The 20,540-nt window shown below is 58.8% G+C and carries 10 protein-coding genes; 4 read left to right on the top strand and 6 right to left on the bottom strand.

Going from position 1 to position 20,540, the window contains the following annotated elements:
- From GRX76_RS15055 to GRX76_RS15030, 6 genes are all read right to left on the bottom strand, one after another.
- Window positions 1–2,670, bottom strand: coding sequence for an exo 1,3/1,4-beta-D-glucan glucohydrolase (locus GRX76_RS15055; protein ID WP_160154061.1), 2,670 nt, complete (start codon window positions 2,668–2,670; stop codon window positions 1–3).
- A gap of 187 nt (window positions 2,671–2,857) precedes the next feature.
- The gene (locus GRX76_RS15050; RefSeq protein ID WP_160154060.1) at window positions 2,858–4,312 is read right to left on the bottom strand and encodes a sugar porter family MFS transporter; all 1,455 of its coding nucleotides are present in this window, start codon (window positions 4,310–4,312) and stop codon (window positions 2,858–2,860) included.
- A gap of 224 nt (window positions 4,313–4,536) precedes the next feature.
- Complete coding sequence (locus tag GRX76_RS15045) at window positions 4,537–7,107, bottom strand: cellulase family glycosylhydrolase (protein ID WP_201276834.1); 2,571 nt, start codon at window positions 7,105–7,107, stop codon at window positions 4,537–4,539.
- A 93-nt stretch (window positions 7,108–7,200) separates the two neighbouring features.
- Window positions 7,201–9,525, bottom strand: a complete 2,325-nt coding sequence (locus tag GRX76_RS15040) for a glycoside hydrolase family 3 N-terminal domain-containing protein (protein ID WP_236250392.1) — start codon at window positions 9,523–9,525, stop codon at window positions 7,201–7,203.
- A 209-nt stretch (window positions 9,526–9,734) separates the two neighbouring features.
- On the bottom strand, window positions 9,735–12,461 hold the full coding sequence (locus GRX76_RS15035; RefSeq protein WP_160154059.1) for a TonB-dependent receptor: 2,727 nt from the start codon (window positions 12,459–12,461) through the stop codon (window positions 9,735–9,737).
- A 296-nt stretch (window positions 12,462–12,757) separates the two neighbouring features.
- Window positions 12,758–14,899 carry a carbohydrate-binding protein gene (locus GRX76_RS15030; RefSeq protein ID WP_236250391.1) on the bottom strand — a complete coding sequence of 714 codons (2,142 nt, stop codon included), beginning with the start codon at window positions 14,897–14,899 and terminating at the stop codon, window positions 12,758–12,760.
- A gap of 190 nt (window positions 14,900–15,089) precedes the next feature.
- Between GRX76_RS15030 and GRX76_RS15025 the strand changes: the two genes are divergently transcribed.
- The 4 genes from GRX76_RS15025 (at window position 15,090) to kdsA (ending at window position 20,454) form a co-directional block, all read left to right on the top strand.
- Window positions 15,090–16,262, top strand: coding sequence for a helix-turn-helix domain-containing protein (locus GRX76_RS15025; protein WP_160154057.1), 1,173 nt, complete (start codon window positions 15,090–15,092; stop codon window positions 16,260–16,262).
- Between the two features lie 127 nt (window positions 16,263–16,389).
- Window positions 16,390–17,715: a tRNA lysidine(34) synthetase TilS gene (gene tilS, locus GRX76_RS15020; protein WP_160154056.1), complete on the top strand. Its 1,326-nt coding sequence runs from the start codon at window positions 16,390–16,392 to the stop codon at window positions 17,713–17,715.
- A 124-nt stretch (window positions 17,716–17,839) separates the two neighbouring features.
- Window positions 17,840–19,468, top strand: coding sequence for a CTP synthase (locus GRX76_RS15015; RefSeq protein WP_160154055.1), 1,629 nt, complete (start codon window positions 17,840–17,842; stop codon window positions 19,466–19,468).
- A gap of 140 nt (window positions 19,469–19,608) precedes the next feature.
- The gene (kdsA, locus tag GRX76_RS15010; protein WP_160154054.1) at window positions 19,609–20,454 is read left to right on the top strand and encodes a 3-deoxy-8-phosphooctulonate synthase; all 846 of its coding nucleotides are present in this window, start codon (window positions 19,609–19,611) and stop codon (window positions 20,452–20,454) included.
- Window positions 20,455–20,540 lie beyond the last annotated feature (86 nt).

The following is a 20,540-nucleotide window of genomic DNA, read 5'->3' as shown; positions in this document are numbered from 1 at the left end:
TCAGCTCCCGCAGCGAATCTGGGCCTGGTCGCCCGCGCCAGGAACAAACTTGATATTGGCCACGGCCATCGCCAGTTTGCCCTCACTGTGCAACGACAGGCCCTGGGAGACGTTGGAAAAATCGGCACCGGCGTCGGCGAAGCAGCGCAGGTCAATGGACACTTGTGACCAGTCGCCCAGAGGCAGGGCTTCCAGTGTGGGTTGCAGGGGCAGGGCGCCGCGGCAATTTTTTCCTTCGCAGGAAATCTGCGCGAACACCGGCGCCTGCGGTGCCTGATCAACGCGAATATCCATGGTCAGTGCGGCGCCTTCATTCAGGTAACGGCTGAGGTCCTGGGGCTTTTGCGTCTGCAATACCACACTGCCGGCGCGCAGGCCTTTCCAGTTCAGTGCGCGGGCGTCTTCCTGGGACAGCATATCGATGGAAGCCACGGTAATATTGTCGTCGGCACTGCGGGCCATATTGCCGTTCACCCAGACCGGTTGCTGTTCGCCATCGGCAATGAACAGCTTCCATGGCGCCTGTGGGCGAGAGACCATCAGCCAGGCATCTTCCAGCTTGCCGTCTACGTAGGATTCGCCGTCTTCGTTCAGCGTATTGGCCAGCTGTACGTCGCTTGAATAATCCAGACCGAAGCCGTAGGTAAACAGCGGTGCATTATCTTCATCGTTTTCATCGCCGCGGTTGATGACCGTCTGGTGCACCAGCTCCGGCCAGCTGAAGGAGAGGCGGCCGGTAAAGTCATAACGTTGGTTGCCATCACCATCGGTGAGCAGCACATCCGCAACTCCGGCGCCTTCCGAACCAGGCAGCCAGGCAGCGACGAAGGCGTCGGACAGGTTCAGTTCTTTATTCACCCACAGCGGGCGGCCGGACAGGAATACGCTGACCACCGGAATATTCTGCGCCTTGAGTTTCTGCAGCAGTTCCAGGTCTTCCTTACTGCCGAGCTGGAATTCGATACTGGCCAGGTCGCCGTGCCACTCCGCGTAGGGATCTTCGCCGAAGACCACGATGGCCACATCGGGCTTTTTGCCATCGAATGCACGGGCATCCAGCTTGCCGTTTTCACTCAGCACCACCTTGCCGCCGGCGGCGTCCACCGCCTGTTGGATACCGGTGTAGATGGAAGTGGCGCCCGGGAAATCTTCGGCAGTATTGCCGGTGCCCTGCCAGGAAATGGTCCAGCCGCCGCTTTGCTTGGAAATGCTGTCGGCGCCGTTACCGGCCACCAGAATGTTTTTGCGTGCGTCTACCGGCAGCAGCTGGTCGTTGTTTTTCAGCAGCACCAGGGATTTGCGCACCGCTTCGCGGGCAATGGCGCGGTGCTCGGTACTGCCGAGAATACCGTTCTTGCCTGCCAGCGGGCGGTCGCGCTCAAACAGCCCCGCGCGGATTTTGACCCGCAGGATGCGGCTCACCGCATCGTCGATACGGCTCATGGGAATTTCGCCACTGTTTACCTGGGCGATGGTGTTTTTAATCAGCGCTTTCCACTCGGCGGTGATCATAAACATATCCAGGCCGGCGTTAACTGCCGCGGCACAGCTGTCCACGGTGCAGCCGTCCACAAAGCGGTGGCCGTTCCAGTCGCCCACTACGAAGCCGTCAAAGCCCAGGCGATTTTTCAGTACCTCTGTGAGCAGGTATTGATGGCCGTGCAGGCGCTTGCCATTCCAGCTGTTGAAGGAGGCCATCACCGATTGCACACCGGATTCCAGCGCGGTGATGTAGCCGGCGGCGTGGATTTCCGCCAGTTCTTTTTCGCTTACCTGGGTGTCGCCACGATCGATACCGCGGGTAGTGCCGCCGTCGCCAACAAAGTGTTTGGCGGCGGATACCAGATGGCGGCCATCGAGGAATTCGTCGGAAGATTTATCGCCCTGGATACCCTTGATCATTTCCCGGGCGTAGGCGGCGACGATTTCCGGATCTTCGGAATAGCTTTCAAAGGTGCGGCCCCAGCGGTCGTCGCGCACTACTGCAATGGTGGGGGCGAAGGTCCAGTCCACACCGGTGACAGCGACTTCGCGGGCCGTGGCTTCGCCGATGCGGCGAATCAGCTCCGGGTCGCGGGCAGCACCGAGGCCAATGTTGTGGGGGAAGAGGGTCGCGCCGATCACATTGTTATGACCGTGTACTGCGTCGGATCCCCAGATAATCGGGATGGCCACGCCGCCGTCACTGGTGTCCATGGATGCGGCAAAGTAGTCGTCCGCCAGCTGGCGCCAGTCGTCCGGGGTGGCGAACTTGTCGTTGTTGGGGAAGGTGCCGCCGCCGTTGAGGATAGAACCGATGTGGTATTGCTTCACTTCTTCCGGCGTTATCGACTTGATCTCCGCCTGCATCATCTGCCCGACTTTTTCTTCCAGGGTCATCTTCCCAAGAAGGCCGGCGATACGGGCTTCGAGCTTTTCATCCCGGGGCAAGGCGGGTTTGAGCGCGGGCCAGTTATCCAGGGAAAAATTTGCTTCGGTGTTTGCAGCGCTGGGTTCCGGAGAGGAAGCTGCTGTGACGTTCGATACTTGCTGTCCTGCGTCGCCACACGCGCTGAGACCGACCGCGATGGCAATGGAGCCGGCAAGGCGTTTGGCAGAGCGGTAGTTGAAGATATGGGTGTTGAAAATAGGGCTGGAGTGACAGCGGGCGCGACGGGTCTTCTGAATCATGGTGACTCCGGGGGTGAAGCTGAATCTGGCTGAGGGAATGCGTGTAAAAAAGCCGGGCGCCCCGCTAAAGGGTGAAGGCGGGAGCGCCCGGTCAGGCCTGGGGTGGTGAGCCAGCTGGGAGTGCAGGCTCACTTCTCCGTTGATAAGACGCACAATGTGCCGGAAACGGCCCCGTTTAGCCTTTCGTTTAGCCTTTCATTTGTTCCAGTTCGAGGCCCTTGGTCTCGTGGACCATGTAGAGCACAAAAGCGACAGACAACAGGGCGAACAGGGTGTAAATGCCGTAGGCGCCCGCCAGGCCGATACTGGTCAACATGATCGGGAAGGTCATGGTGATGCCGAAGTTGGCTACCCACTGGGCCAGGCCGGAGACCGCAAGGCCTGAGCCGCGGATCTGGTTGGGGAACATTTCACCGAGCATGGTCCACATGGCTGGGCCCCAGGAACCGTTGAAGAAGAAGACGTAAGCGTTAGCGGCGATCAGTGCCAGCATGCCCATGCTTTGGGACAGTTGCAGTTTGCCGTCCACCACGGAGGAGTTGGCGAAGGCAAAGGCCACCAGGCCGAGAGTCACCGCCATACCGATGGAGCCTACCAGCAGCAACGGTTTGCGGCCGATCTTGTCGATCAAAGCCATGGTGATCAGGCAGGCCGCAATGCTCACGCCACCAGAGATGATGTTGATCAGCAGGGCATCGGACTCGGAGAAGCCCACCGCCTGCCACAGCACCGCGCCGTAATAGAACACTACGTTGATGCCGACCAACTGCTGGAATACCGCCAGGCCGATGCCGACCCATACGATCTTGCGCACTTTGCCCACGCGCTGGCCCGCGCTTTCCAGCAGGTCCGACATGCGCGGACGGTGATCGCCGGCCACAGATTCGCGGATACTTTTCAGCTTCTCTTCGACCGCCGCTTCACCGTACAGCTTGCGCAGTACTTCGGTGGCGCGGGAAGTCTGTTTGGATAGCACCAGATAGCGGGGGCTCTCCGGAATCAGCAGCAGGGCGAGGAAGAACAGGGTGGCCGGAGCGATTTCGATCCAGAACATCCAGCGCCAGGCGCTGTAGCCCATCCACCACTCATTCACTGCGGAGCCGGCGGTATTGGCCAGCCAGTAATTGCTGACAAAAGCAGTGAAAAGGCCAGAAATGATCGCGATCTGGTTGATGGTGATCAGACGCCCACGAATCGCCGCCGGGGCAATCTCACTGATATACGCAGGTGACATCACGCTGGCCGCACCCACCGCGAGGCCGCCCAGAATGCGATAAAACACGAACTCCGGCGAACTGCTGGCGATACCTGAGCCCCAGGCACTGATCACAAACAATACGGCGGAGATCAGCAGCAGGGTTTTGCGCCCCCAAAGGTCCGCCAGGCGTCCGGCAAAGAAGGCACCCACGGCACAACCAAGCAACATGGAGGCCACGTTGAATCCGGTACCGGCGGTGTTGGAGTTAAACGCCTGCTGTAGCCCGGTGACGGTGCCGTTGATCACACCGCTGTCAAAACCGAACAGGAAGCCGCCAATGGTGGCGACACCACAGATCAGCACGATAAAGGGAAGTGGAGGGGCGTCTTGACGGCTTTGGGCACTGCCCTGGAGTCCGTCGATGGAGTTCTCAATCGCTTGCATGGGTGGTTACCTGCATTTTTATTGTTGTTACTTTACTTAGACTCGCGGGCAACAGGGTACCCACTTGCCTTGTTGTATTTTTATAGGCTCCCGTTTGGGGGAGTCGCTATGTTGACGTGTCTACCGGCGAAAAGCGTCCTACTTTGCGATAAAACTTAAAATCGGACGCCCCAATTGATCCACTTTGTCACTTTTTCCGGAATGAAGTGGGACAGTCACCACTTTCAGGGGACTTTGGCGGCCTCCAGCCAGTTCAGATTCCAGCCGCCGTCTGTGGCATCCAGCCGCAACACTGATTCACCGGCCGGTAACTCCACCGTGGCCTCCACGGTGGTCCAGGCCTGCCAGTCCCCGGTGTCCGGTACCGCCACCGAATGTGCAATGTCGCCGCCATCCACCGACAGACTGAAGCCGTTGCTGCCACCACTGCTCGCCAATCGATAGTGGATGGTATAGGTGCTCGCGGTGGGGGAGGAGACTCGGTATTCCAGCCAGTCACCCGGGTCCAGCCAGGCGACATTAAGACCGCCTCCGTTATCGGTGCAGTTTTCCAGCTGGATGCCGGACATGGCGCTGAAGGTTTCCGCCTCGATACGTCCGGGTAGGTTCTGGGCCACCACGGCGGTTGCCACCTCGTTGCCCGGGTAGCTCTCGGCATATCCGCGCACCGCGGTCACCCGGTAGTAAAAGGTCACTGCGGCACTTCCATCGGTATAGGTGGTACCGGCAACGGGGCCTGCAATCTGCGTATATCCGCTGCCCGATGTGGTGGAGCGGTAGATGTTGTAGCCATCAATGTCCGCGGTGTCACTGGCGCTCCAGCTGAGTTCAGTGCCCGCTGTGGTCTCCGCCAGAATCAGCTGCGTCGGTGCCGCAGGCAGGTCGAAGAGGTTTGGGCTGGATTCCGCGGTCAATGCTTCCCTGGCGGTCTCGTGGATGTCATAGGGGACGCTACCAAAAGCCCGGAACAGGGCCTCAATCTCTTCCTTGGGGGCGCTGTTGAAGTCCAGCGAGGCAAAAGGTCCCTCCGCCAGTACATCGGTACCATCCACCGGTTGGCTCTCTACCAGATAGATTTCGGCCCAGGCATTGGTGCTGCCGTTGTCCTTGAACACCCCGGAGAATTGGTAATTCCTGCCAGACTCGAGGGTAACCGGCTGGTAGATGCCGCCATTGACGTCCGCCGCGCCGCTCATGTGCAGTACCGGCCCATCGCTGCCGGTGGGGGTAAGGGCGGTATCGGTGGCGTCGAAGTTCAGGGTCGGCGGCGCGCTCTGGTACCAGCTTGTCCAGCCGCTTTCGCTGCCGAAGCTGCCATTGGCGAGCAGTTCATTACCGGTCTCCGTGTCGACAATACTGAGGCTGTCGATACTGACATCCAGCGCACCGTCGCAGCAGCTGCCGAATTTCACCACCAGAAAATAGGTCTGCGCGCCGGCGCGATCCGGAGTGAAGTTGCTGCGTGCACTGCCGCAGGCACTTTCCAGGGCGCTGTCCCAGCCGGGGCAGGCCCAGGTGTCCGCTTTTGCCAGCAGGCCGAGTCCCTGCTCATTGGTGACCAGGCCCCAGGTGCCATTGCCCTCGCCCCCCTGATTGGTGATCAGTTTGTAGGACCAGGCGGTGGAGGCCCAGCCAAAGCTGGCATAGGTGTCGTAGGTGGCACGGGTGATCTGGGCGCCGAGTTCCGGGCCGAGGCCGGTCCAGGGCTGGAATTCGCCAATCAGGAAGGGAGCGTCCAGCTGTCGGAGTTTTTCGTCCCACGCGCAGACACCGCCGCTGCCGTCTTCACCGCAGGTCAGCCAGTCGCGGTTTACCGGGTAGCCGATTTCGCCCCAGCCGAAAATACCGGGATAGAAGTGCATTTCAAAGGCCACATTGGTCTGTCCGGCATCGGCGGGTTTGGGGTAGGCGTCGAGTCCGGCGGAGTGGCCCGGAAGAATGACGATGGTGGTGTCGTCGACTTCGCGAATGGCATCGTAGAGTTCGCTGGCTTCTGTTGCGAGATTTTCCGGCGTGGTTCCCCAGGGTTCATTTAATACGCCGTAGCCGGCAACCGCAGGGCGATCGGCGTAGCGACTGGCGACCTGCTGCCACAACCACTCGGTCCGTGCCTGGTATTCGGGGGTGTCCCAGTAGAGGTTTTTCCCGGCACAGCCGCTGTGGTGCTCCCAGCCCTGGGCGCCCACTGCGCCGTGCAGGTCGAGGATCACGTAGATGCCGCGGGCTTCCGCCTGTGCGATGGCACTGTCGAGGTACTGCCAGGCATCGTCGCGCAGGTGCATGGGGTTCTGTTCGTCCTCGATCAGGTTCCAGATAAATGGCAGGCGTACCACATTGAAGCCAAAAGACTCGATCAGGTCCCAGTCCCGCTCGCCAATCCAGTTATCCCGGAACAGGTCCATAAGGCGCTCGCGTTCGGCGAAACCGAAACGGCTATCGAAGATGCCTTCGAGCGTACACTGATCGTTCACTGCCTCCGAACTCTGGCCCATCATCCAGAACTCCTGTAGTAACCAGTTGCCGAGGTTGACGCCCTTCAACAGTACCTGCTCGCCGTCGGCATTGATCCAGCGGGTACCCTCGGTTTGCAGGCGGGTAAAGCTGGGGGGCTCGGGTTCCGGTTGGGGTTGCGGTTCTGGTTGCGGTTCGGGCTGGGGCTCAGGTTCTGGAATGGGAGTGTCGCTGTCACTGCTGCCGCAGGCAGTGAGAAACAGTGTCGTAAACACTGCGGCAAATATCGGCAACAGTAATCGGTGGGCGCGCGCCAGCGGCGCAGCGGTTGAACGCATTCGCATGGTTTTCTCTCCTTGGCAGCGCCACCCCGCGAGCCCCGCGGAGTGACACTGCGAATGCCGGAATTATTGTTTTATGTTTTTTTGGTGTTTCGGTCAGCGCAGGGTAAAGCCGCCTTCGAGGCCGGATTCCGCATCCGGCGCGATCCACACGCGGAACTCCCCCGGTTCGATCACCGGCTGCATCTGTGCGTTGTGGAACGCCAACTGGCTGGCCTTCAGGGTGAAGTCCACTTCACGGGATTCGCCGGGGGCGAGGGTGATGCGCTCAAAGCCTTTCAGTTCACGCACCGGCCGCGACACGCTGCCCACCAGATCGCGCACATACAGCTGCGCGGTTTCTGTGGCGGAGACCTTGCCAGTATTGGTGAGGGTGGCGGAAATGGTGAGCTGGCCGTCACCGTCCAGCTCTAGACTGCTGAGCACTAGGTCGCTGTATTCGAAGGTACTGTAGGTAAGTCCGTAGCCGAACGGGAATTGCGGTTTGTGTCCGTAGTCCAGCTGGTTGGAGGAGTTGCCCGGCTGGTGCTGGAAAACCTCGCGGCCTATCCTGTCGATACGGGTGTAGTTATCGTCCGTTGCCGGTCGACCGGTGGCCAGGTGGTTGTAGTAAATCGGAATCTGCCCCGCGCCCACCGGCCACGACAGCGGAAGGCGGCCGGACGGTGAGGTTTCGCCGTAGAGAATGTCTGCCAGTGCCGGCCCCGCCATGGTGCCCGGGTGCCAGGCCATCATGATCGCGTCGGCCTGTTGCAGGGTTTGATCCAGTTGCAGCGGGCGGCCCGCCATCAACACCATCGCCAGGGGTTTACCGGTTTTCGCCAGTTCCGCCACCAGCTCGGCCTGGGCACCGGGCAGGCGGATGTCGCCACGGCTGTGGCCTTCGCCGGAGAGGATCGCCTCTTCGCCGCCCACAAATAGAATCACATCGGCTTTCTTCGCGGCTTTGAGCGCGGCCCTGAATCCGCGTGTGCTGATGTCGCGGCTGTAGTCGAGGCCAGCGGCAAACAGGATTTCACCATCGTCACCCACCATGTCGCGCAGGGCTGGCAGGAGGGTGTGGGAGTACTTCTTGTCACCGTTATAGATCCAGGTGCCCAGCTGGTCGTGGGCGGCATCCGCCAGGGGGCCGATCACCGCGACACTCTGCCCTTTCTTCAGCGGCAGTACCTGGTTGTCATTCTTGAGCAGTACGAAAGTTTCCTTGGCGGCGGCTTTGGCGGTGTTCAGGAATTGGTCATTGCGGATGATCTGGTCGCGCTCCGCTTTGGATGTGGCGCGGGGGTAGGGGTGGTTCCACAGGTCCAGGCGCAGCTTGACTCGTAGGATATTGGCTACCGCTGTATCGAGTTGGGCTTCCGAGAATTTCCCTTCATCCATCAGCTGCGGCAGGAACTTCTCGTAGGTATCGGTGTGCATCTCCATATCGATACCGGCGTTGGCGGCGAGGGTGGCCGCGTGTTTGGCATCGCGGGCGAAGCCGTGGGGCACCATCTCCATCACCGCGTTCCAGTCGCTCACCACAAAGCCGTCAAAGCCCCATTCGTCGCGCAGTATCTGTTTGAACAGGAAAGGGCTACCGGTACCGGGCACATCGTTCAGGGTGCTGTAGGTGCTCATGATGCTCTGCATGCCCGCGTCGATACTGGCCTTGAACGGCGGCAGGTAGATATCGCGCAGCAGGCGCTCGGGAATATAGGCACTGTTGTAATCGCGACCGCCCTCGGCAGCACCGTAGCCGGCAAAGTGTTTGCCGCAGGCGGCGAGGCTGGTGGGGTCGGCGAGATTGTCGCTCTGGAAACCTTCGACCATTGCCACGCCCAAGGTAGAGGTCAGGTAGGGGTCTTCACCCAGGGTTTCGGCGATACGGCCCCAGCGCGGGTCGCGGCTGATGTCGATCATGGGGGCGAAAGTCCAGCGGATACCGTCGGCACTGGCTTCCTGGGCGGCGACACGTGCACCGTCTTTGATCAGCTGCGGGTTCCAGCTGGCGGCCTGGCCCAGTGGGATCGGGAAGATGGTTTCGTAACCGTGGATGACGTCCTGACCAAACAGCAGCGGAACGCCCAGCGGGCTTTCTTCCACGGCGATGCGTTGCAGCTCCTCAAATGCGTTTTGGTCGACGGAACTGAAATTGACGTTCAGGAATCCACCCACGCGCCCCTCGCGCACCGCCTGTTTGATGACCTTCATATCAGCGGAGCCAAAGGTGCCCCAGTCCCGCAGGGCCAGCTGGCCGATTTTTTCCTGGGTGGACATCTGCGTGAGCAGCTGTTGAATTTGGGACTCGATGGCGTCTTGTTGCTGGCTTTGCGCAACTGCCGTTAGCGCCACGGATTCATTGGCGGCTTGCAAGGGCAGGGTGGTGGCGAGCGAAAGTAGCCCGGCCATAACGCCGACATAAAGGGGATGCTTTTTCATGGTATTCACTCTGGTACTTTTGTCTCTCGGATGTCTCTCGGATACTGCTGTGCCGACATCGGTTCGCTTGTACGCTTCCTGATGACTTCCCGTTTTTAAGGGAGACGTAGGAAAAAGGCCCCCACCGCGTAGGGTGGAGGCAAGAGAGACAAGCGAAGATGACGATCGCTTTTGGGGTTAGCGCTTTTTGCGCTTAGATATTTTCGCGGTTAGAAGTTGTAATTACCGCGTACGCCGTAGAAGCGCGGCATGGAAACCGGGCCCTTGATCAGGCCATCTCCGCCACCGGCCCAGTAGGTTTCTCGCTGGTCGGTGAGGTTGTAGACGAAGGCTTCCACATTCCATTTGTTATCCGGCGCTTCCAGCTTGAGAGTGCTGTTCACACTGTGGAATGCCGGGCGCACATCGCTGAACGCATCGGGGGTTTCCGTGGCAAAAGCGTCGTAGTGTTTATCCACGTTCTGGAAGGTGTGGTACGACTTGTCGCGCCAGAAGTAGCTGAGGTGCGGGACAATCGCGAAGCCGTTGTTGAAACGGAAGGTATGGGTGTAGTTCAGCTTGGCACTGAGTTTTGGTGACGCCGCCAGCTCGTTGCCTTTCAGGTTGACCTTCATGGCGTCGTTGTCTGGATTGGTGGCCGCACCGTGATCCACTTCGAACAGGTCGGTGGCGGCGAAATCCCAGTGGTAGATAAAATCGCTGGTGATTTCGGTATCCAGCCAGGTCACGTAACCGTCGAAGCGACCGTTCTCGATCGGCGCCCAGTCAAACTCGATCTCCAGGCCTTTGATGGCGGCGCTGCCGATGTTGGCGGTCTGGAAAACGGTCTGGGTTTCGGTGGTGATTTCGCCAGTCAGTTCACCGCTCTGGTCATCCCGCTCTTCCACGTAATAGGGGAAGATGCCCTTGGCGGAGGCCGCCTGCATATCCTCATAGTCGCTGTAGAAGAGGGTGGCCATCAGGTTCAGGCTGCCATCGAGATAGGTGCCCTTGGTACCTAGCTCGTACGTCGTTACTACCTCCGGATCGTAGGTATTCTGGTGACGCTGCTTGACGATACGATCGCCATTAGCATCCAGGTCGTATTCCGCGGTGAGCGGGTCCTGCTCGTATTGCACAAAGACGTCGCCTATACCGCCGGACTTGAAGCCGTTGGCCACGTAGCCGAACACCATCAGTTCGTCGTTGACGATGTAGTCCAGGCCTACGCGGTAGTTGGTGAAGTCCCAGCTGCCCTTGGTCTGGTTGTCGCTGACGGTGGTGTAAATGGACGGATCGTAGAAGTAGTCTGGGGGCAACTGGTTAAACGCATTGCGGTCCCAGGCCGGGAAACAAGCTTCGCCGGTTTGCGGATTGATGGTGTCACCGTTACAGGTCATGTTGTGGCCGCCCACATCCTGCTTGGTGTCTTCGGTGTAGCGTACACCCAAGGTCAGGTTCAGCTGGTCGGTGACCGCGTAGGTACCCTGGGTGAAAAAGGCCTGGGACTTGAGGGTGCGGTTGGGCTGGTTCCAGTAGTCCGCATTCTGGCCACTGTTGATCCAGCCACCCTGCATGTTGTTGTCTTCTTCAAAATAGAAGGCGCCGGCGATCCACTGCAGCGGGCCGGAACCGGTGGATTGCAGCTGGATCTCGTGGGACTGGGAGGTAAAGGTCGCATCGCGGAAGAAGATGGACATATCCCAGCCGGTGATACCGCGGTCCTGGTCAGAGTGTTGTGAGCGCACCTGCTCGGCCCAGCCTGCGTTGTACACCAGGGCGATTTCGTCAGAGACGTCCCAGCTCATGTTGGAGCGCACCGAGTCGATGCTCAGGTCGAGGAACCCGGGCACACTGACGTTCACGGTGTAGTCATCGGCACCGGGGCCGTACACGCTTTCACAACCCAGCTGGCCGGGCACCGGCACACCGGAGATATTGCCGTCGGCATCGAGATAGTTGCCGTCGCCGTCTTTGCGGATGCGCTTCGCCGCCATGTCACAGTTGAGGGTGTCGGCACCACCGGCGCTGTTATCCTGGAATTGCTCGTAGGCCAGCATCCACGACAGGGACTCGGAGGGTTCCCACAGGGCGCTGACGCGGAAGGCGTACTGGTCGGAATTGTTGTAGAAGTCGGAGGGATCGGCTTTTACCAGCTCCTGCACGTCACCATCTCCCCAGCGTTCGCGCTGGCGCAGGCTGCGGTCTTCGTCGGCACCGGTATAGACCGGAGCGTTCTGGACTTCTTCCGGCAGGTAGCGCACGTCCCACTGGTTGGGGTCGTAATAGCCGTCGAGATAGGAGTCGCGGGTTTCCTGCATAAAGGAGGCGCGCAGGGCGAAGGTTTCGCTCACCGGGATATTGATCATGCCGCGGGTCTGCTGGTGATTCCAGCGGCCGGCCTCGATGCCGACAGACGCATCGAACTCGTTGAAGTCCGGGCGTTTGGAAATGATGTTGACGTTACCCACGGTGGAGTTGCGCCCGAACAGCGTGCCCTGGGGGCCGCGCATGGCTTCCACCCGCTCCACGTCGAACATCAACGCCATGGCGCCCTGGGGGCGGGGTGAGTAAATTCCGTCCAGGTGCAGGCCTACGGAAGGATCGCCCAGTTCGGTGATGTTGGTGGAGCGCACGCCGCGCATGGCAACCACCGGGGCAGTCTGGGACGAGTCCATGGAAATCTCCATGTTCGGCACCATCTGCGCCATGTCCTTGACGTTGGTCAGTCCCTCGCGGTCGAGTTTTTCCTGGCTAAAGGCGGTAATGGAAATCGGGGTTTCCATCAGGTTGGTTTCGCGCTTGGTGGCGGTGACGGTCACTTCTTCCAGGGCGGTGGTGGCGTACGCACTCTGAGTTTCTTCTGGCGCGTCTTGTTGCGCCTCTTCTTGAGCAAAGGCGAAGCCGGAGTTCACCAGCGCTATGGAGAGCGCCAGAGGCTTGTGCAGTCTCTTCATCGGTATTCCTCTCATGTTTATTGTTTTCGGTCGCCAATGTGGGCGACGGAGGAAATTTGCCAAATGCCGTGGGGGTGGGCGTCCGGATGCGGTTATTCGAACGCAAAAAACGGGATTTTTTTGGCGTTCGACTATCCTACGTCTACTCGAACGTCTCGTAAATGTCGGAAAATCAATGGCTTAGATGTTTTTCTCGGGTGGGATGGGTGTCGGCGAGAATATCGAAAAAAAGGGCCGCGGGAGGGGTTCCTGCGGCCCAAAAAAGAGCGGATTAAGAGAGAGTTGGTAGCGGCTGGTTAGTTTTCAAACAGCCACAGCTGGTTGTCATTACCGTGATAGGTCCACTGCTGGATATTGCCGCCGGCGCTGGTGGAGCCATCCTGAACATCGAGGGATTTTCCGCTCATGGCGGACAAGATACGGAACTGGTTGCCGGAAACCGGCTCAATGATCCAGTGCTGGTTGTCACCACCGCCGTACTCCCACTGTTGGATATTGGCGCCGTTGCTGGAGGACACATCCTGCACGTCCAGAGCCAGTCCGCTGTAGCTGTTTTCGATCCGGTAGTTGCCGTCGCTGAGCAGGGTGACCTGCCAGGACTGGTTACCCCCCTGAATCACATTGCCGCCGTTGCTGGTGGCATTGTTGGCAACGCCCAGAAACAGGCCACTGGCCAGGTTGCGGATCTGGTATTCGCCATCGGCAATGTCGCCAGATGGCGGTGGGGTGGGGTCCACGGGTTCTTCCTCCCCGCCGTTCACTGCCAGCTCAAACCAGTTGAGATTGAAACCGGGGCCCGCCACCTGCAGGCGCAGAGTCTGGACGCCAGCGCTCAGGCTCGCGGTGGTGGAAACGGACTGCCAGTTCTGCCAGCCACCGGTGTTGGGCAGGCTGGTGTCGGCGACCTGAGTACCACCGGCTAGTAGTCGTAATTGCCCGGTATTGGCGGTGCTGGCAACGCGGTAGGTCAGTGTGTATTCACCACTTTCGGGCAGGTTTACTCGATAATCGAGCCAGTCGCCGCTATCGGTCCAACCGACATTCTGACCGCCGCCATTATCGCTGGTGTCCTCCGTTTGGATACCAGACATGGCGCAGTAGCTCTCTGCTTCGATGCGCTCACTACTCTGCGGATTGGCTGTATCACAGCCGGCAGGAGGTGGGGTGCTGCCACCACTAGTTTTGATGGCATCGTAAAAACCCTGGTGCCAGCTCACGTTGCTCGCGCCGTTGCCGATATGGTTCTGGGCAAAATCGATCATGCCCGCATAGGCGTTGGCCGGCGGTGTGCCGCCATGATTGATGTAGTTCACTACCTGGCTGTAGATGCTGTTGGGGGCAATGGTCCACAGGGTGCGGTCGTGGCTCATCTTCTTGAACGACCATGGGAATTGGCCGGCGATATTGTTGACGGACCAATCGGTGAGCTGGCGGATGATGTCGTTTGTGTCCTCCCCGTATTCCCCAAGGATCATTGGAACGCCCATATTGTTGGTGCGGTCCGCGCGAGGGTACAGGTCCGGGATCCAGCCCGTATTGCCGAATACATAGTGGTGGGTCTGGTATACCAGATTGTCATCCCAGCGAGTGCTGATGCCGGTATTGGTCTGGGTATCGGCATCGGTCCAGTCGATCTTCTGCATATCCGATCCCCACCAGCTGCCCCCGGCGATGATCGCGTGGTTGGTATCAACTTCGCGGATGGCGTCGCGCATGGCGATCAGCGATGGCAGCAGCTCGTACTCGCGTCCTGCCTGGGGCACGGGCTCGTTGATCAGGTCGTAACCCCAGATCACTGGCTCATTTTTGTAGCGGTTGGCAATGTGTCGCCACACCTGGCTGGCAATCTGAACATTGTTGCCATCCCAGAATTTCACCGAATCCCGCGGCTGGCCGGCGTTGGAGTCGATATTATCGCTGTGGTCACCGGGGTTCTGGTAACCGGGGGCGGCGTGCATATCCAGCAGCACATAAATGTCGTGGGTGCGGCAGAAGTCGATCAGGCGGTCGAAGTACTGGAAGCCGTGGTCCGACAATTGCCCGTTTTCCCAGAACAGGTTGTAGTGGAAGGGCACCCGCACGGTGTTGAAGCCGAGACTTTTCAGGTCTGCGATCTCCCGCTCGGTCACGTAATTGAGCCGCCATTGGTGCTCAAACTCCTTCGCCTGTGCCATGCTGCCAAAAGTGTTGGCGAGGCTATTGAGGAACTGGGTATGGGTGCGGTAGTTGAAGTCGCCCATCATCAGGTAGCCTTCCCACAGCAGCCAGTTGCCGAGGTTGATACCGTTCAGATGAATGGGATTGCCGTCACCGTCCACAATCTGGGTTCCGTCGGTGTGGACATACTGGGCCTGCGCCTTGTCGGCGGCGGTAAACGAGGACAATAAGACCAGCAGTATCAATAGACTGCCGAGCCTGTTTGCGGAGTTAAATCTCATCATGCTTTCCTTTATTATGCGTTTAGATGTTGAGAGATAAAGGCGAATAAATCGCCACACGCACCCTAAGAGGGAAGCGCACCCTGCGTCGTTCTGACGGCGTGAAATGTGCGGTATGCGATCAGTCGAACCCGTTCGGCTGCTGCGCGGCATTCGAACGTCCCCGATTCACTGGATAAAAATCATAAAAATGAGCCAGGTTCTGTTTAATTTTCACGATGTCGTTCTGCTGATGACGGCCATGCAGTGCCTATTTTTTGCGGTGCTGCTGCTGGCTACCAATACCAGCAAACAGATAAGTACCTACTTTCTTGCAGCATTCCTTTTTGCCCACGCCTTTATTCCGTTGCACGAACTGGTGCTTTGGGGCGCCGAGTTCAAATTTGCCGTACGCGAGTGGTTGCCGCAGGTGTATTTCCTCGGTGGTTTCGCCTATTACCTGGATGGCATGTTGCTGTTCTTTTGTGTGAAATCCTTGATCTTCCGCGACTTTTCCCTGCGCCCGCGCGATGGAGTGCACCTGCTACCGTTTGTGTTTGCGCTGGTGTATATGAGTGCTGTGTTCTTCCGTTTACCACTGGATGAACGCCTGATTCTGATCAATAGCGAAACCCTAGTGTACGGCTGGCATTACGTGTTGGTGGAGTTTTTGTGCAAGGGGCTGCGTGTGGCTTACTGCCTGTGGTCGCTGCTGTTGATCGTGAAATACACCCAGCGTCTGAAAAGCACCCACTCCAATGTGGAAAAAGTCGACGTGACCTGGATTCGTACCCTGGTGCTCGGGTTTATGCTGGTGATGCTGATGGAGGTGGTGCTGAGCATCGCCAAGATGTTCAGCCTGTATCAGCATTACGACCTGGGGGTGTTCGAGAAGATCGGACTCACCGGGTACTACACCGTATTCGTACTGGTGAACCTGCTGGTGTTTACCGGTGTGCGCTATTTCGCCAGTTTTGAGTCACTACGCGAGCCGGAAAAGCCGCGCAAAGCCGCGGGTGAGCAGGTGTGCAATCCGGCGCTGGCGGAGGAAATTGATCGCAAGATGCACGAAGGCAAGCTCTATCTTCAGCCGGATGTGACCATCGACCTGCTGGCGGAGAGTTTGCAAGTGCCAACCCGGGATCTGTCGATGATTATCAACCGGCACTTCGAGGTGAACTTTTACGAGTTCATCAATCGCTACCGCATTCAGGAAGCCATGCGCCTGTTGCGGAGTGCCGATGGGGAGGGTAAGACGATTACCGATATCTATTTGGAAGTCGGCTTTAACAGCAAGTCGGTTTTCAATACCTTCTTTAAAAAGGCCGCTGGTATGACACCGTCACAGTACCGACGGGCTGATGCGACTCCTCTGGGTGCCTAGGGATCAGTGGGAGTAGAGGAAGAGGCGCGCGCCCATCAGCACAGAAGGGCGGGTATAATCTGCGCTTTCCTCTTTTACTGGCCCCTTCTTTACTGGCCCCTTCTTTACTGGACCCCTCGTAAGCCCCATGTCTGAATTGTCCTCCAAGCTCACCGAACTGCTGCGCAGCAGTTTGCTGCGTCACCCCTCTGCGGGGAAGCTGTGGCTAGGGTATTCCGGTGGGCTGGACTCCGCGGTGCTGTTGCACCTGTTGGCGCGCGCCGGGATCCCGGTCACAGCGCTGTATATTCATCATGGGTTGAGCGAGCGGGCGGCGGAGTGGCAAGTCCACTGCGAATCGCAGGCGCTGAAGCTCGGTGTTCCTTTTGTTTCCCGCGAAGTGCGTGTAGATCGCTCGGACGGCGGTCTGGAGCAGGGCGCGCGGAACGCCCGCTACCTGGCATTCGAGCAGTGTATGGCGCCGGGCGACCAGATCCTGTTGGCCCATCATGGCGATGATCAGGCGGAGACCTTTTTTTTACGATTATTGCGTGGCGCCGGAGTGCTCGGGCTTGGAGCAATGCCCGAGTGTCGGCCCCTTGGGCGTAAGCGTGATGGCAGGAGCCTGTTGCGCCCGTTGTTGAAGGCAACTCGGTCGGAACTGGAGTCTTACGCCCGCGAGCACGGACTGACCTGGGTCGAGGACGAGAGTAACGCGGATCTCTCGATCGACCGAAACTATCTTCGCAGTCAGGTGCTTTCTTCTTTGACGGAACGTTGGCCGCTGCAGGTTCGGGTGGAACAGGCGTCAGAGAATCTACGCGAGGCGGCAGACCTGTTAAGTGATCTGGCAAGTGAAGACCTGCAGCGGTGTGGGTGCCGGCAGGAGCCATTTGGCCACAGTATTGATCTGGTTAACTTCTCTGCGCTTACCAAGGCGCGTCGCAAGAACTTACTGCGCGGTTGGTTGGGGCGGGTAGGTTCCGTTATGCCGGAAGCCGCACATCTGGATGAGGCGCTGCGGCAGGCAGAAGCAGCCGATGATGCCGTGCCTGAAGTAACCCTGGGTGAGCGGGTATTGCGCCGCTATCGCGATCGCTTGTTTCTCACACCACAATTGCAGCCTCTCAACGGGTTTGATGGGGGTGAGGCCAAGTGGAATGGGAAGTGGAATGGCCAGTGGGATGGATCTGGCGAACTGATATTACCGGGGAGCTGGGCGCTGGCACCCAGCCAGGGTTGGCCTGTGGCCGACTACCAGGTCCGCTTCCGTGTCGGTGGCGAACGGGCCAAACCGCGAGAGCGTCATCACTCCCAGACCCTGAAAAAGCTGCTTCAGGAGTATGGTCTTCCTCCCTGGCTGCGGGACCGGGTACCGCTGGTCTACCGGGGCGAGGCCCTGGTGGCAGTGGGCGATCTCTTCACTACACCGGATGGGCCGTCACAGCCGCCAATCTGGCGGTTTTTAGATTGAGCAGAAAACTGCTTTCTGGTAGTCTGGCGTCCCATCTCAAAGGCACTAGGAAGCGCGACTTCGCGCCCCTGAGCCAGTCCCGCACGCCCGTACTCGTCGGGCATTCAACTGACCAAGGTTTTGCATGACGCGCTATATATTTGTCACTGGCGGCGTGGTTTCCTCATTGGGGAAAGGTATCGCCTCCGCTTCTCTGGCCGCAATCCTCGAAGCCCGTGGCCTCAAAGTCACGATTCTGAAGCTTGACCCTTATATCAACGTTGACCCGGGCACCATGAGCCCCTTCCAGCACGGCGAGGTCTATGTGACCGAAGATGGCGCCGAGACGGATCTGGACCTGGGCCACTATGAGCGCTTCATCCGTACGCGCATGTCCAAGCGCAACAACTTCACCACCGGCCGCGTCTACGAGACCGTACTGCGCAAAGAGCGTCGTGGTGATTACCTGGGCGGTACCGTTCAGGTTATTCCGCATATCACCGACGAGATCAAGCGTCGTGTGATCGAAGGCGGCCGCGATGTGGACGTCGCCATCGTCGAGATCGGCGGCACCGTGGGTGACATCGAATCCCAACCGTTCCTGGAATCCGTACGCCAATTGCGTGTGGAGATGGGCACCAATCGCGCCCTGCTGATTCACCTGAGCTATGTGCCTTACCTGGGCACTGCCGGTGAAACGAAAACCAAGCCCACCCAGCACTCGGTAAAAGAGCTGCGCTCCATTGGCTTGCAGCCGGACATCCTGTTGTGCCGTTCCGAACGCGCCATTGATGATGATTCCCGCCGCAAGATTGCGTTGTTCACCAACGTCGAAGAGCGTGCGGTAGTGCCGCTGCCCGATGCCAAAACCATCTACGGCGTGCCGCGCATGCTGCACGGCTACGGTCTCGATGCCATTGTGGTGGAAAAGCTGCAGCTGGAGTGTGAAGCCCCGGACCTGTCTGAATGGGATGCGGTGGTTGATGGCAAGCTGAACCCGCAGCACGAAATCAAGATTGCCATGGTCGGCAAGTACATGGAGCTGCTGGACGCCTACAAATCCCTGATTGAATCCCTGGTGCACGCGGGCATCAAGAACCGCACCAAGGTCAATATTGATTACATCAACGCCGAAGATGTGGAAGGCGAGAATGGCCTCGACCTGATCAAGGGTGCCGATGCCATTCTGGTTCCTGGCGGTTTCGGTGAACGCGGCTTGGAAGGCAAGCTGGAATCGGTGCGCTACGCCCGTGAAAACAATATCCCCTTCCTGGGCATCTGCCTGGGCCTGCAGTCTGTCGTGATCGAATACGCGCGCAACGTATTGGGACTCGAGGGTGCCAACAGCACCGAGTTCAACGCCAAGACCCCACACCCGGTCATCGGTCTGATTACCGAGTGGATCGACAGTGAAGGCAATATCGAGAAGCGCGATGAAAAATCCGATCTCGGCGGCACCATGCGCCTTGGTGGTCAGGAGTGTCGACTGGCGAAAGACTCCAAAGCCCGGGAAATTTACGGTAAAGACGTCATCGTAGAGCGCCACCGCCATCGCTACGAAGTCAACAACAACTACGTTGACCGCCTGCAGCAGGCCGGCCTGAAAATTGGTGGCTGGTCAGCGGACGACACCCTGGTGGAAATGGTTGAACTGCCCGAGCACAACTGGTTTGTGGCCTGTCAGTTCCACCCGGAATTCACCTCCACCCCGCGTGACGGCCACCCGCTGTTTGAAAGCTTCGTGGCGGCGGCGCTGGCTCACAAGAAATCGTAACGTACAGATAGCGACAAGCGAGCTGTTAAGTTGCAAATAGAGTGGGCGGCAAGCGCGTGTGACCAAGCAGCGCCTGCCGCTCACTTGAATAAATGATTTGACGCGATGACCAGAGGCAATCTGGCTCAGGATGAGAAAGAATGAAAACAATCGCAGTGGGTAACCTGCAGGTTGCCAACGACAGACCGTTCACCCTGTTTGGCGGCATGAACGTGTTGGAATCCCGCGACATGGCCATGAAAGTGGCTGAGCACTATGTCAATGTGACCGATAAACTCGGTATTCCCTACGTTTTCAAAGCCTCTTTCGACAAAGCCAACCGCTCCTCGATCCACTCCTACCGCGGTCCGGGTATGGAAGAGGGATTGAAAATTTTTGAAGAAATCAAAAAAACCTTCGGCGTCCCCCTGATCACCGACGTGCATGAGCCACACCAGGCCGCGCCCGTGGCCGAAGTGGTAGATGTGATCCAGCTGCCCGCATTCCTCGCCCGCCAGACCGACCTGGTTGCCGCTATGGCCGCCACCGGTGCGGTAATCAACGTGAAAAAGCCGCAGTTCATGAGCCCGCCGCAGATGAAAAATGTGGTGGAGAAGTTCGCGGAAGGTGGTAACGAAAAGATCATCCTGTGCGAGCGCGGTGCCTGCTTCGGCTACGACAACCTCGTCGTGGATATGCTCGGCTTCCGCACCATGATCGATTCCACTGGCGGTGCCCCGCTGATCTTCGACGTGACCCACTCGCTGCAGATGCGCGACCCCGGTGGCGCCGCTTCCGGAGGCCGCCGCTCCCAGGTGACAGAGCTCGGACGTGCCGGCCTGGCGATCGGCATCGCCGGCCTATTCCTGGAAGCGCACCCGAACCCGGAAAAAGCCCTGTGCGATGGCCCCAGTGCATTGCCGCTGGAAAAACTGGAGCCGTTCCTGGCACAGATGAAAGCCGTCGACGACCTGGTGAAGAATTTCGAACCGCTGGATACCAAGTAAGCAGCGATTCAATAATCATTAATCGAGTACCGAATAACTAAAACGAGTGGCCCCCACAAGGCGGCCTCCAAGTCCAAACCTCACAG

The organism is Microbulbifer sp. ALW1 (assembly GCF_009903625.1).
GTDB lineage: Bacteria > Pseudomonadota > Gammaproteobacteria > Pseudomonadales > Cellvibrionaceae > Microbulbifer.
This window is presented reverse-complemented; position numbering and strand designations above follow the sequence as displayed.

Excerpts from the sequence above, each read along its gene's own strand:
- GRX76_RS15055 (WP_160154061.1), bottom strand. The coding sequence starts at position 2,670 with ATGATTCAGAAGACCCGTCGCGCCCGCTGTCACTCCAGCCCTATTTTC.
- GRX76_RS15050 (WP_160154060.1), bottom strand. The coding sequence starts at position 4,312 with ATGCAAGCGATTGAGAACTCCATCGACGGACTCCAGGGCAGTGCCCAA.
- GRX76_RS15045 (WP_201276834.1), bottom strand. The coding sequence starts at position 7,107 with ATGCGAATGCGTTCAACCGCTGCGCCGCTGGCGCGCGCCCACCGATTA.
- GRX76_RS15040 (WP_236250392.1), bottom strand. The coding sequence starts at position 9,525 with ATGAAAAAGCATCCCCTTTATGTCGGCGTTATGGCCGGGCTACTTTCG.
- GRX76_RS15035 (WP_160154059.1), bottom strand. The coding sequence starts at position 12,461 with ATGAAGAGACTGCACAAGCCTCTGGCGCTCTCCATAGCGCTGGTGAAC.
- GRX76_RS15030 (WP_236250391.1), bottom strand. The coding sequence starts at position 14,899 with ATGAGATTTAACTCCGCAAACAGGCTCGGCAGTCTATTGATACTGCTG.
- GRX76_RS15025 (WP_160154057.1), top strand. The coding sequence starts at position 15,090 with ATGAGCCAGGTTCTGTTTAATTTTCACGATGTCGTTCTGCTGATGACG.
- tilS (WP_160154056.1), top strand. The coding sequence starts at position 16,390 with ATGTCTGAATTGTCCTCCAAGCTCACCGAACTGCTGCGCAGCAGTTTG.
- GRX76_RS15015 (WP_160154055.1), top strand. The coding sequence starts at position 17,840 with ATGACGCGCTATATATTTGTCACTGGCGGCGTGGTTTCCTCATTGGGG.
- kdsA (WP_160154054.1), top strand. The coding sequence starts at position 19,609 with ATGAAAACAATCGCAGTGGGTAACCTGCAGGTTGCCAACGACAGACCG.